Source organism: Streptomyces sp. NPDC055013, assembly GCF_053608645.1.
Genome location: NZ_JBSGVW010000053.1, coordinates 1 through 12304, shown reverse-complemented (window position 1 = coordinate 12304; position 12304 = coordinate 1). Strand labels below are relative to the sequence as shown.

12 protein-coding genes are annotated in these 12304 nt (G+C 71.1%); 7 read left to right on the top strand and 5 right to left on the bottom strand.

Translation table 11 applies throughout. From position 1 onward, the window contains the following. Positions 1 to 11: 11 nt before the first annotated feature. On the bottom strand, positions 12 to 740 hold the full coding sequence (locus ACWGDB_RS38945) for a lysophospholipid acyltransferase family protein (RefSeq protein ID WP_453826788.1): 729 nt from the start codon (positions 738 to 740) through the stop codon (positions 12 to 14). Between the two features lie 187 nt (positions 741 to 927). Next, a complete protein-coding gene (locus ACWGDB_RS38940; RefSeq protein WP_453826787.1) occupies positions 928 to 1344 on the bottom strand; it encodes a DUF4395 domain-containing protein in 417 nt (138 codons plus the stop codon). A 77-nt stretch (positions 1345 to 1421) separates the two neighbouring features. Between ACWGDB_RS38940 and ACWGDB_RS38935 the strand changes: the two genes are divergently transcribed. The 4 genes from ACWGDB_RS38935 (at position 1422) to ACWGDB_RS38920 (ending at position 4620) form a co-directional block, all read left to right on the top strand. After that, positions 1422 to 1835: a TlpA family protein disulfide reductase gene (locus tag ACWGDB_RS38935; RefSeq protein WP_383599720.1), complete on the top strand. Its 414-nt coding sequence runs from the start codon at positions 1422 to 1424 to the stop codon at positions 1833 to 1835. A gap of 208 nt (positions 1836 to 2043) precedes the next feature. Next, entirely contained in the window at positions 2044 to 2553 is a 510-nt protein-coding gene (locus ACWGDB_RS38930) for a flavin reductase family protein (protein ID WP_453826786.1), read from the top strand. Positions 2554 to 2795: 242 nt separating this feature from the next. Continuing rightward, positions 2796 to 3584, top strand: a complete 789-nt coding sequence (locus ACWGDB_RS38925) for an electron transfer flavoprotein subunit beta/FixA family protein (protein ID WP_453826785.1) — start codon at positions 2796 to 2798, stop codon at positions 3582 to 3584. 73 nt (positions 3585 to 3657) lie between these two features. Then, positions 3658 to 4620: an electron transfer flavoprotein subunit alpha/FixB family protein gene (locus ACWGDB_RS38920; protein ID WP_362379271.1), complete on the top strand. Its 963-nt coding sequence runs from the start codon at positions 3658 to 3660 to the stop codon at positions 4618 to 4620. A gap of 62 nt (positions 4621 to 4682) precedes the next feature. On the opposite strand, the gene ACWGDB_RS38915 is transcribed toward ACWGDB_RS38920, so the two are convergent. Continuing rightward, entirely contained in the window at positions 4683 to 5594 is a 912-nt protein-coding gene (locus ACWGDB_RS38915; protein ID WP_453826784.1) for an endonuclease/exonuclease/phosphatase family protein, read from the bottom strand. Positions 5595 to 5798: 204 nt separating this feature from the next. Here ACWGDB_RS38915 and ACWGDB_RS38910 point away from each other — a divergent pair, with 204 nt between their 5' ends. Both ACWGDB_RS38910 and ACWGDB_RS38905 read left to right on the top strand, forming a co-directional pair. Next, positions 5799 to 7094, top strand: coding sequence for a DUF6986 family protein (locus tag ACWGDB_RS38910; protein ID WP_453826783.1), 1296 nt, complete (start codon positions 5799 to 5801; stop codon positions 7092 to 7094). 103 nt (positions 7095 to 7197) lie between these two features. Further along, positions 7198 to 9258 carry a protein kinase domain-containing protein gene (locus tag ACWGDB_RS38905; protein WP_453826782.1) on the top strand — a complete coding sequence of 687 codons (2061 nt, stop codon included), beginning with the start codon at positions 7198 to 7200 and terminating at the stop codon, positions 9256 to 9258. Positions 9259 to 9260: 2 nt separating this feature from the next. Here ACWGDB_RS38905 and ACWGDB_RS38900 read toward each other — a convergent pair whose 3' ends face one another. Beyond that, positions 9261 to 10031 carry a hypothetical protein gene (locus ACWGDB_RS38900; protein ID WP_453826781.1) on the bottom strand — a complete coding sequence of 257 codons (771 nt, stop codon included), beginning with the start codon at positions 10029 to 10031 and terminating at the stop codon, positions 9261 to 9263. A gap of 19 nt (positions 10032 to 10050) precedes the next feature. Beyond that, positions 10051 to 11130 (bottom strand): LacI family DNA-binding transcriptional regulator, encoded by a 1080-nt coding sequence (locus ACWGDB_RS38895; protein WP_453826780.1) that lies wholly within the window; start codon positions 11128 to 11130, stop codon positions 10051 to 10053. Between the two features lie 240 nt (positions 11131 to 11370). On the opposite strand from ACWGDB_RS38895, the gene ACWGDB_RS38890 reads away from it, so the two are divergent. Next, on the top strand, positions 11371 to 12304 hold a 934-nt coding region (locus ACWGDB_RS38890), incomplete at its 3' end, for an ROK family protein (protein WP_453826779.1).

Below are 12304 nucleotides of genomic sequence, written 5' to 3'. Positions count from 1 at the left end.
CGGGCCGGGCGTCAGCGGGCTTCGGCCTCGCGCACCTGCTCCGGCGTGGGTGCCGTGCCACCAAGGTGGGCCGGCATCCACCAGGTGTCTTCCGCGTCCTTCGGGCGGACGGGGTAGGCGCGCTGGGCGGCCTCGAGGAGCTCCTGGACGCGCTCGCGCAGCTGGCGAGTGATCGCGCCCGCGTACTTGTCCTTGGATGCCTCGATCGCCTCGCCGACCCGGATGTTGATCGGGGTGTGGCTGCGCTTGAAGTTGCGAGGGTGGCCCTTGGTCCACAGGCGCTGTGTGCCCCACACGGCCATCGGGATCAGCGGTACGCCGGCCTCCTGGGCCATCCGGGCGGCACCCGACTTGAAGCTCTTCAGCGTGAAGGACGGCGAGATGGTGGCCTCGGGGAAGACCCCGACGATCTCGCCGGACCGCAGCGAGTCCAGCGCGTGGGCGTACGCCGTCTCACCCTGCTTGCGGTCCACCGGGATGTGCTTCATCCCCCGCATCAGCGGGCCGGAGATCTTGTGCCGGAACACCGACTCCTTCGCCATGAAGCGCACAAGGCGCTTCTGCGGGAGTGCCGCCAGGCCGTTGAAGACGAAGTCCAGGTAGCTGATGTGGTTGCTCACCAGCACGGCGCCGCCCGAGCGCGGAATGTTCTCCGATCCCTTGCAGTCGATCTTGAGGTCCCACGCCTTGAACAATGTCTGGGCGAAACCGACGACGGGACGGTAGACAAGCTCTGCCATGGACGGGGTGGACCCTTCCTTCTCTGCCTGGGAAGGAGGCTCCCAGTGGAAAAGTTACGCAGCCGTAGGTTTACGGCTTGTCGCAGATCGTGCCCCAAGAACGGCCGAGGGCCAAGCCCAAGTGCCTGGGAATGGCGAGATCCTCGTCACGTCGACCCTTGATCCACCTCGGGCTTTTGTGTCGTCTTTACTCGGCGCGCACCGTCACCCGCCGCAGCAACAGGTACGTCTCGCAGCCCAGGCAGTACCCGAAGACGGCGTTCAGGAAAGCGGCCGCGAGCGCGGCTCCGGTCGCGGCGAGTCCCAACCAATCCGGACCGAGCGTGTACCCGACCAGCCCGAGGCCCGCGAAGAGCAGCCCGACCGCCTGGGCGAACCGCGGCGGCTCCGGCGCCTCGAACTCGGTCGGCGGGCCGATCCGGGGCCGTACGACTGTGCGGAACAGCCAGCCGTAGGGCGAGCGGCCCACCCCACCCGCCGCGCCCAGTGCGAACGCCAGGGTCTGCCAGGCCAGCAGCCAGGCGCTTCCGGTGACCAGGGCGACCGCCAGCACCACGGTCGTCACGGCCGCCCCGAAGCGCGGCCCCCTCACATCAATGTCCATGAATCAAGCATTCCGCAATGGAAAGGCTTCCGGGGAGTCGGGAATCTTTGCAGTCTCGTGAACGCTTGAGCAGGGTGATGACCGGACTGGTGGTGTGCGTGGTGGTGCTCGCGGCGGCGAGTGCCTACGGAGTGCTGCAGCGGCGGCGGAGCGGGAGAGTACGGGTGCGCGGGCGCGATGACGGAAAGCGGCTCGAGGCGGCCGAGTTGGGCGCGGCGCTGGGCGAGCGCGCCACCCTCGTGCAGTTCTCCAGTGCCTTCTGCGCCCCCTGCCGGGCCACCCGGCGGGTGCTCGGGGAGGTCGCCGGCATGGTCCCGGGGGTGACCCACGTCGAGATCGACGCCGAGGACCACCTGGACCTCGTACGCCGCCTCGACATCCTCAAGACGCCGACCGTGCTGGTCCTCGACGCCACCGGAAACGTCGTGCGACGGGCCACCGGCCAGCCGCGCAAGGCGGACATCATCGCCGCACTGGGCGAAGCGGTCTGAGGGGCTGTGAGCCGAGGGTGAGTCATCTCCCACATCCCGGAACCCACTTGACTGTGCGTACCACCTATCGTCAGCCTGACCTTATGCCTGAGGAACTCCTTCTCTTCGGACGGGCTCACGTCGATCTGGCCCGCACCGCGAGCGCGCGCTGTCCGGGCTGTTGAGCACCCACGGATCGCCACGCCTCCCCTTGCAGAAGGACAACTCCATGACGGCCACGTCCGGCCTCGGCACCCATCGGCTCGCCTCTCCCGACCTGCTCCGCTCCGTCTTCCGGCGGCATGCCGCGGGAGTGGCGGTGATCACCGCCCGCGGTGCGACGGGCCCGGTCGGCTTCACCGCCACCTCTGTCACGTCCGTCTCCGCGGATCCCCCGATGCTCTCCTTCGGCATCGGCACCGGTGCGTCCAGCTGGCCGGCGATGGCCGCCACGGAGTATGTCGGCGTCCACATACTCGGCGAGCACCAACAGGAGCTCGCCGCCACCTTCGCCCGTAGCGGCGCCGACCGCTTCGGCCCGCCCACGGCCTGGGGCGAGGGCCCGGAAGGTGTCCCCGTCCTCGATGACGTCCTTGCCTGGACGGTGTGCCGGGTCGTGGCGCGCGTCCCGGCCGGCGATCACCGCATCGTGCTGGCCGAGGTCGTCCTGGGTGATTCCACGGGTCCCGGGCGTCCGCTTCTGTACCACCAGGGCCGGTTCAACGGCCTGCGTGACTGACCTCACCACACCGATGTGACGGAACCGGCTGCCCACGGTTCTGCGAAGCCGTCGGTTTCCGATTACGCTGCGTTGCAAAGGTCACAGTTCAAAGCGCTTGCTTAGCGGGAATGAACTGGGTGTACTGACGAGTAATATTTCGCTCGGAGCGCGGGTCGCCCCGAACGGGATCGGCCGCTTGGGGCGCCTATGCTGCCTGCAAGTAGGCAGCACAGAAATGTCGACGCAGTAGGAGAGCCGGCGTGAGCTTGAGGATCGTTGTCACCGTGAAGTACGTGCCCGACGCCACTGGCGACCGGCACTTCGCCGATGACCTGACCGTCGACCGGGACGACGTGGACGGTCTGCTCTCCGAGCTCGACGAGTATGCGGTCGAGCAGGCGCTGCAGATCTCCGAGAACTCCGACGACGACGTGGAGATCACCGTCCTGACGGTGGGCCCGGAGGACGCCAAGGACGCGCTGCGCAAGGCGCTGTCCATGGGTGCCGACAAGGCGATCCACGTCGAGGACGACGACCTGCACGGCACCGACGCCCTGGGCACCTCGCTGGTGCTGGCCAAGGCGATCGAGAAGGCCGGCTACGACCTGGTGATCTCCGGCATGGCCTCCACCGACGGCACCATGGGTGTCGTACCGGCCCTGCTCGCCGAGCGCCTGGGCGTCCCGCAGGTCACCCTGCTGTCCGAGGTCTCCGTCGAGGACGGCACGGTCAAGGGCCGCCGGGACGGCGACGCCGCCTCCGAGCAGCTCGAGGCCTCCCTGCCGGCCGTCGTGTCGGTCACCGACCAGTCGGGCGAGGCCCGCTACCCCTCCTTCAAGGGGATCATGGCGGCCAAGAAGAAGCCGGTGGAGTCCTGGGACCTGTCCGACCTCGACATCGAGGCCGAGGAGGTCGGCCTGGAGGGTGCGTACACCGTCGTGGACGGCGCGGCCGAGCGTCCGGCCCGCACCGCCGGCACGATCGTCAAGGACGAGGGCGAGGGCGGCAAGCAGCTCGCCGAGTACCTCGCGAGCCAGAAGTTCATCTAAGGGTCCGTCGGCCCGCTGAGGCTCAACACCCCTTCCGCCCCTCAGACTTCGCAATCCGCAGGAGAGCAATCCCATGGCTGAAGTTCTCGTCTACGTCGACCACGTGGACGGTGCCGTCCGCAAGCCCACCCTGGAGCTGCTGACCCTGGCCCGCCGAGTCGGCGAGCCGGTCGCCGTCGCGCTGGGCAACGGCGCCGCCGACACCGCCGCCACGCTCGCCGAGCACGGCGCGGTCAAGGTCCTCACCCACGAGGCCGCCGAGTACGCCGACTACCTGGTCGTCCCGAAGGTCGACGCCCTCCAGGCCGCCGTCGAGGCCGTCTCCCCGGCCGCCGTCCTGGTGCCGTCCTCCGCGGAGGGCAAGGAGATCGCCGCCCGTCTGGCGCTGCGCATCGGCTCCGGCATCATCACCGACGCCGTCGACATCGAGGCCGGCGACGAGGGCCCGGTGGCCACCCAGTCGGTGTTCGCCGCGTCCTTCACCACCAAGTCCCGTGTCTCCAAGGGCACCCCGGTCATCACGGTCAAGCCGAACTCGGCCGCCGTGGAGGCCGCTCCGGCCGCCGGTGCGGTCGAGGCCCTGTCGGTGTCCTTCTCCGCCCAGGCGACCGGCACCAAGGTCACCGGCCGCACGCCGCGTGAGTCGACCGGCCGTCCGGAGCTGACCGAGGCCGCGATCGTGGTCTCCGGTGGCCGTGGCGTCAACGGCGCCGAGAACTTCGCGATCATCGAGGCCCTCGCCGACTCGCTCGGCGCGGCCGTCGGTGCCTCGCGTGCCGCCGTGGACGCCGGCTGGTACCCGCACACCAACCAGGTCGGTCAGACCGGCAAGTCGGTCTCGCCGCAGCTGTACATCGCCTCCGGCATCTCCGGTGCGATCCAGCACCGCGCCGGTATGCAGACCTCGAAGACGATCGTGGCGATCAACAAGGACGCCGAGGCCCCGATCTTCGACCTGGTCGACTACGGCGTCGTCGGCGACCTCTTCGACGTCGTCCCGACCCTGACCGAGGAGATCAAGACCCGCAAGGGCTGATCCCGAAACGGGCACTCCGAGGCCCCCGTGACCGTCCGGCGGTCACGGGGGCCTCGGCTCGTTCAGCCCAGGGTCAGGGACGCCTGCACGGGCAGATGGTCGCTCGGGAACTGGCCGTCGTCGGAGAAGGTGTTGATCGTCGCCCGGTGCGCCGTGACACCGGGCGTGCTCAGGACCCAGTCGATGCGGTCGCCGTTCGGCGTCAGCGGCTTGTAGCCGTGGAAGGTCGCGTACAGCTCGCTGCGCTCGGACGCGGTGTGCCAGGTGTCGACGAGACCGGCGCCGAGCAGCGTGTCGTACACCGTGTTCTTGTGGGCGGCGACGTTGAAGTCTCCGGTCACCACGACCGGCAGGGAGCGGTCGAAGCCGGCGATCCGCTCGGCGATGAGGGCGGCGCTGCGCTCGCGCGCGTACTGGCTCACGTGGTCGAAGTGGGTGTTGAGGACGTAGAACTCCCGTCCGCCGTCGGTCAGATCGCGGAACCGGACCCAGGTGACCATGCGGGCGAAGGCCGCGCCCCAGGTGTTGGAGCCGATCACGTCGGGGGTGTCGGAGAGCCAGAAGTGGTCGTACTCGGTCGGACGCAGCCGGTGGGAGTCGTAGAAGAGCGCCATGGACTCGTCGCGGCTGCCGTGCAGCCGGCCGGTGCCGACCCAGTCGTAGCGGCGGCCGAGGTCGGAGTCGATGTCGAGCAGCTGGGAGAAGATCCCCTCCTGGGTGCCGAGGACGTGCGGGGCCTCACGGCGCAGCAGCTCGCGCATCACCGGTCTGCGCACGCTCCAGCTGTTCGGCTCGGTGGTGCTCGCGAAGCGCAGGTTGAACGACATGACCTGAAGGTGCCGGCGGGCGGCCGGGCGCTCGCCCGCCGAGGCTGACGTCGTGGGCAGTGCTGTACTGGACAGGGGCGCGGTGACCGCCGCGGCCAATGCGGCCTTCAGGCCCAGACGGCGCGTGACTCGGCTGTGGTTCGGCACTGAGGCTCCTTCGGTGGGAACTACCGGACGAGTCGTGCGGGGCATGCGTATGGAAGTGTGATACCGCGCCCTGTGATGGGCGTGAACATGGCGGGTTGGGTGAGTGACTCCCCGTGGACATGGTGTTGACCAGCCGGAAGGTCGCCGGATAACTTCATTCTACGGATTGTTGATTCCGTATCGCGGAAGTCAGGAGGATGTGGGATGGGTCAGGGCCAGCAGGAGAAGGTGGCGACCAGCCTCGCGGGTGCCGTCAGCGAGGAGATCAGCGCCTCCCTCGCACCGGTCGACGCCGAGCTGGAGCGCCGCTACCCCGGAGACCCCGGCACCCGCCAGCCCGTCCACACCGTCTACGTCCCCGGTGACGTCTTCGCCGCCGACACCATCCGCTCCTGGGGCGACCAGGCCCTCGCGCTCCTCGACGAACACGCCCCGGACGCCGCGTCCTTCGCCGCCGTGCTCGGCCTGTCCGACGAACTCGCCGAGCCGGTCCACGCGCGTGTGCGGGCCAAGCTGGAGCGCGAGCCCATCGAGGACCTGCGCGTCGACTTCGAGGACGGCTACCACGGCCGCGACGAGGACGAGGACGCCGCCCGCGCCGCACGGCTGATCGCCGAGGCGTACGAGAACGGCACGGCCGCCCCGTACATGGGCATCCGCATGAAGTGCATGGAGGCGCCCGTACGCGACCAGGGCATCCGCACCCTCGACGTCTTCCTCACCGGCCTGATGGAGGCCGGCGGCCTGCCCGACGGGCTGGTGCTGACCCTGCCCAAGGTCACGTACCCCGAGCAGGTCACCGCCATGGTGCGGCTCCTGGAGGAGTTCGAGAAGGCGCGCGGGCTCGAGCCCGGCCGGATCGGCTTCGAGATCCAGATCGAGACCAGCCAGTCCATCCTCGCCACCGACGGCACCGCCACCGTCGCCCGGATGATCCAGGCCGCCGAGGGCCGGGCAACGGGCCTGCACTACGGCACCTTCGACTACAGCGCCTGCCTCGGCGTCTCCGCCGCATACCAGGCCAGCGACCACCCGGCCGCCGACCATGCCAAGGCGATCATGCAGGTCGCGGCGGCGGGCACCGGCGTACGCGTCTCCGACGGCTCGACGAACGTCCTGCCGGTCGGCCCGACCGCGAAGGTCCACGACGCCTGGCGACTGCACTACGGCCTGACCCGACGCGCCCTGGCCCGCGCCTACTACCAGGGCTGGGACATGCACCCCGGCCACATCCCGACCCGCTACGCGGCCGTCTTCGCCTTCTACCGCGAGGGCTTCGAGCAGGCCGCCGCCCGCCTCGCCCGGTACGCCAACCGGACCGGCGGTGACGTCATGGACGAGCCCGCCACCGCCAAGGCGCTCAGCGGCTATCTGCTGCGCGGCCTGGACTGCGGTGCCCTCGACATCGGCGAGGTCGCCCGGCTGACCGGTCTGACCCGTGCGGATCTGGAGGGATTCGCGTCGCCCCGGCGGGGTGACCTGACGGCCTCCGCGAAGTAGCGGCCCTGTCACATTCGCAACGACCGGCTGGTGTTGTCACCCCTGCCCCGTAGTCTGTACGCCACGCAAGGCATGTCAGTGGTGTCACAGGAACGGGGCAGCGGTGTCATCGGGGGAGAACGGACAGGCGGACGAGACCGGTCGGCTGCTGGCCGGGCGCTATCGCGTGGTGGCGCAACTCGGGCGCGGCGGCATGGGCGTGGTCTGGCGGGCCGTCGACGAGGTGCTGGGCCGCGAGGTCGCCGTCAAGGAGCTGCGCACCTACTCGGACGCCGACGGTCCCGAACTGGCCGATTTGCGGCTGCGGATGCAGCGCGAGGCCCGCGCGGCGGCCCGGGTCAAGCACGCGGGCGTCGTGGCCGTGCACGACGTCGCCGAGGTCGACGGACGCCCGCTGATCGTCATGGAGCTGGTCGACGGTCCCTCCCTGGAGGCGGTGCTGCGCGAGCGCGGCACCCTCGACCCGCGTGAGGCGGCCGGGATCGGCGCCAAGGTCATGGACGCGCTGGCCGCCGCCCACCGCGCCGGCGTCCTGCACCGCGACGTCAAGCCCGGCAACATCCTGCTGGAGCGCTCCGGCCGGGTCGTCCTGACCGACTTCGGCATCGCCGCCATGGACGACCCGGGCGACGGCGCGGCCACCCAGCTCACCCGCACCGGCCATCTCGTCGGCTCCCTGGACTACTTGGCCCCCGAGCGCGCCCAGGGCGCCGACCCGGGCCCCTCCTCGGACGTCTGGGCCCTGGGCGCCACGCTGTACGCCGCGGTGGAGGGCTCCGCCCCCTTCCGTCGTACGTCGACGTTCTCCACGCTCACCGCGATCGTCTCCGAGCCCCTGCCGGAGCCCGTCAACGCCGGGCCACTCGGCCCCGTCCTGGCGCGGCTGATGGACAAGCGGTCCGAGTCCCGCCCAGAGGCCGACGAGGCACGCGAACTCCTCCTGGCGGTGGCCGAGTCGGGAGGCATGGACGCGCCGACGGCGGCCCTGCGGGGCCCGGCGGACTCCGGGCCCGCGCGGGACGAGACGGAGCGCAACGTCCCCTCGGTGCCACCCGGATTCGGGGCACCCGCACCGACCGGGCCTGCCGGACAGGGGTACGGCGGCCAGGGCCAGAGTGCGCCAGGACCTCAGAGCGCCGACACGCCACAGCAGGGCGTGCCCGCGTCGAACCTGCCCGGGGCGCCACGCTTCGGGACCGCGGGGCAGGGTGCGAACGGGCCCGCGACTCCCGGCCAAGTCACGCCACCGGCACAGGGCTTCGGCGCCGCAGGCCATCCCGGCCCGCCCGTACCCGGACACGGACCCGGCGCCCCGGGGCAGCCGGCCGCATCGCCGTACGTCAGTGTGCCGGGGCACTCCGGTCAACCCCCGCACGGCTTCGGCAGCCCCAGCCCCTCGCCGCACGACTCGGCCGCCACCGGCCCCATGGTCACCTCCTCCGGCAGCTCCTCCCGGCGCAAGAGCCGTGCCCTGCTCGCCGCCGTGGCCGTCACCGTGGTCCTGGCGGCCAGCGGGGTCACGGTCGCCCTGCTGAACAACTCGGGCGACGCCAAGGCCGAGGAGCCGGGCACGTCGGCGGTCGCCGCCACGGACAAGTCCGCCGAGGCGAGCGGCAGCCCCGACGCCGACCGCTCGGGCGACGGAGGCCTGACCGAGAAGGACGACGACAAGAAGTCACCCGACGCGACCAAGTCCCCCAGCGACAAGGCGGAGAGCGAGCCCACCGATCGCCCCACCACCTCGTCCCCGACCAAGCCCTCGGGCGGAGGCGGCACCGACGGCGGGACCACGGGCGGGGGCTCCGGCGACGGCGGCACCACGGGCGGTGGCGGAACCACAGGCGGTGGCGGAACCACAGGCGGCGGGGGCACCACGCCGGACCCGTCCTGCTTCGCCATCGGCGGCGGCAAGTACAACTGCCAGGTCTGGAAGACCGCCAAGTCCTACACCGCCTCCGGCACCGAGGTCGGCATCCTGAACGCGGGCACCAACTACTTCTACTGCCAGCAGAACCTGGGCCGGCGCGAGACGTCCGGCCAGTGGACCAACGTCTGGTGGGCCAAGACGGACGACGACAGCGGCAACACGAACGTCTTCGTCAGCGACGTCTACCTCGAGGGCGGCAACAACGACGAGCCGGTGCCGGGACTCCCTGTCTGCTGAGCTCAGTTCCGGTCGACCCGAAGGTACTTCTCCAGGCCGGAGGTCGTCACCAGCCGTTCCTCCACGAGCAGCCGCGTTCCCTGGTCGCACAGTCCCGCGTCGGCTCGCGCACGCTCGCAGAACTCCTCGGGAGTGACCCCGAACAGCTCCCGCAACCGGGCCGAGCCGAGCAGGAGTTCCGCGATCAGCGCATGCTGGCCGGGGTGGGTGCGCGGCGCGCCGGCGCCGTCGTGCAGGACGCCATGGCGGTTGACGTACACGAAGGTGCCCGGGAGCGCGCTGCCGTCCGCCGTCTCGATCCGCACCTGGGGTGCCGGCAGCCAGGCGCGGCCGAAGTTTCCGTCCGGCGCCGGCACGCCCTCGCTGGCGTCGATCACCGCGAGCTGCTCGGAGTCGAGCCAGGTGATGAACAACTCCCGTACGTGGCCCGGTGCTTCGAAGGGCGACGCGGACATGTACCCCATGCGGCTCACGTGCGCGGAGACACCGACCTCGATGCCCGTCACCCGCACCTTCACCATCGGAAGGGGAGTGACGATTCCGAAAGCGGCCATCTTGCGCCGCAGTTGGCCAGGACAGGCGTTGGAGCCGACCGCGAGGACGGGCACGCGGTCGTCGTAGACCAGGCGGTCGAGGGGCAGCAGCCGGTCCCCGTCGAGGAGTCCGGAGTCCGACGGCCAGGCGCCCGGATAGCGCAGCGGATGGTCGCGCGGGGCCTCCGCCAGGCCGAGCGCCTCCAGGGTGCGGTCCTGCACCGGCCGCGAGCTGCTCATGCCGTGGTCCATGGGCCGCTCAGTCCGCCGGCGGCAGCTCGCCCGAGCCGCGGGTGATCAGCCGTGTCGGCAGCTCGATGCGTTCCGGGGTGACCAGCGTGCCGTCCAGTTGGCGGAAGAGCCGCTCGGCGGCGGTACGACCGAGAGCCGCCGCGTCCTGGGCGACGACGGTGACGCCGGGCTGCAGCAGGTCGGCGAGTTCGATGTCGTCGAAGCCGACCAGGGCGACACGACGGGACTGCTCGGCGAGGACCCGGATCACGGTGACCGTCACGCGGTTGTTGCCCGCGAAGATCGCGGTGACGGGGGAGGGTCCGGAGAGCATCTCCTCGGCCGCCCTGCGCACCCGCTCCGGGTCGGTGACGCCCAGGGACATCCAGGCGTCCTGCACCGGTATGCCCGCGTCCTCCATGGCGGCCCGGTAGCCGCGCAGCCGCTCGGCGGCCGTGTGGATGCGGGGCATGTCGCCGATGAAGCCGATCCTGCGGTGGCCGTGGGCGATGAGGTGCGCGACGCCGTCGCGGGCACCGCCGTGGTTGTCGGACAGGACGCAGTCCACGTCGATCTGCCCGGCCGGGCGGTCGACGAACACGGTGGCGACGCCCGCCTTGAGCTCGGGCTCCATGTACCGGTGGTCGTCACCGGCCGGAATGATCACCAGCCCGTCCACCCGCCGCGCGCACAGTGCCAGCGCCAGCTCCTGCTCGCGGTCCGGGTCCTCGGCGCTGGAGCCGTTGATGAGCAGGGCGCCGTGCGCTCGGGCGACCTCCTCGACCGCCCGGCTGAGCGGGCCGTAGAAAGGGTCCGCGAGATCCTCCAGGACCAGGCCGATGCTCGCCGTACGGCCCTTGCGCAGCACCCGCGCGCTGTCGTTGCGGCGGAAGCCCAGGGCGTCGATGGCCTCCTGGACGCGACGCTCCGTCTCCGGGGTGACGCCGGGCTCTCCGTTGACCACGCGCGAGACGGTCTTCAGGCCCACTCCGGCACGCGCCGCGACGTCTTTCATGGTCGGACGGTTGCCGTAGCGGTTCTCCGGAAGGCGGTCGGAGCGGCGGATGGTCTCGGCCACGATGCGGTGTCCTGTCCTGTCGTCGTCCACGGGGCGAGTCGATCCATGAGGCTCGCTCGGTCCGCGCGGATGCGTCTGTCCATGGGGATGCGTCGGTCCATGGGTTTGTATGAGGATGTGGCGTCGAGCATAGAGCCTGGACAACGTTGTCAGATCCAGGGGACACTGTCCACCGCAATCTCCGGCCTGCGCCCCCACCGCGAGACCGGCTCGCCCAATTCCCGTGGTTGACGGGGAGATCCGAATGGTTGACGGGGAGAACTGACACTGATGCACACCGACCTCGTGGCTGCGCTCGACATCGGCGGCACCAAGATCGCCGGAGCGCTGGTGGACGGCCACGGCCAGATCGCGGTCCGAGCTCAGCGCGCGACGCCCGCCCGGGAGGACGGCGACACCGTGATGCGGGCCGTCGAAGAGGTCGTCGGCGAACTCACCGCATCGCCCCTGTGGGGACGCGCCACCGCCCTCGGTATCGGCAGCGCGGGACCGGTGGACGCCTCCGCGGGCACCGTGAGTCCGGTGAACGTACCCGGCTGGCGCGACTATCCGCTGGTCCGGCACGTCCGAGAGGCGGCCGGTGGCCTGCCCGTCGAGCTGATCGGCGACGGTGTGGCCATCACGGCGGCCGAGCACTGGCAGGGAGCCGCCCGGGGGCACGACAACGCGCTCTGCATGGTCGTCTCGACGGGCGTCGGAGGCGGCCTGGTCCTGAACGGCCGACTGCACCCCGGGCCCACCGGCAACGCAGGCCACATCGGTCACATCAGCGTCGATCTGGACGGCGATCTGTGCCCGTGCGGTTCGCGGGGCTGCGTGGAGCGCATCGCGAGCGGTCCCAACATCGCCCGGCGCGCGATCGAGAACGGCTGGCAGCCGGGCCCGGACGGCGACACGTCCGCCGCCGCGGTGGCCGCCGCCGCGCGGGGCGGCGACCCGGTCGCCGTGGCCTCCTTCGAACGGGCCGCACAGGCCCTCGCCGCAGGGATCGCGGCCACCGCGACCCTCGTCGAGATCGACATAGCGGTGATCGGCGGGGGAGTGGGCAAGGCGGGCGACGTCCTCTTCACCCCGCTCCGCAAGGCCCTCCATGACTACGCCACCCTGTCCTTCGTGCGGCGCCTGACGATCACCCCGGCCCAGATGGGCACGGACGCCGGGCTGGTGGGGGCCGCCGCGGCCGCGCTCGCCGGGAACGCGGCTG

Excerpts from the sequence above, each read along its gene's own strand:
- ACWGDB_RS38910 (WP_453826783.1), top strand. The coding sequence starts at position 5,799 with ATGGGTCAGGGCCAGCAGGAGAAGGTGGCGACCAGCCTCGCGGGTGCC.
- ACWGDB_RS38935 (WP_383599720.1), top strand. The coding sequence starts at position 1,422 with ATGACCGGACTGGTGGTGTGCGTGGTGGTGCTCGCGGCGGCGAGTGCC.
- ACWGDB_RS38945 (WP_453826788.1), bottom strand. The coding sequence starts at position 740 with ATGGCAGAGCTTGTCTACCGTCCCGTCGTCGGTTTCGCCCAGACATTG.
- ACWGDB_RS38900 (WP_453826781.1), bottom strand. The coding sequence starts at position 10,031 with ATGAGCAGCTCGCGGCCGGTGCAGGACCGCACCCTGGAGGCGCTCGGC.
- ACWGDB_RS38940 (WP_453826787.1), bottom strand. The coding sequence starts at position 1,344 with ATGGACATTGATGTGAGGGGGCCGCGCTTCGGGGCGGCCGTGACGACC.
- ACWGDB_RS38930 (WP_453826786.1), top strand. The coding sequence starts at position 2,044 with ATGACGGCCACGTCCGGCCTCGGCACCCATCGGCTCGCCTCTCCCGAC.
- ACWGDB_RS38920 (WP_362379271.1), top strand. The coding sequence starts at position 3,658 with ATGGCTGAAGTTCTCGTCTACGTCGACCACGTGGACGGTGCCGTCCGC.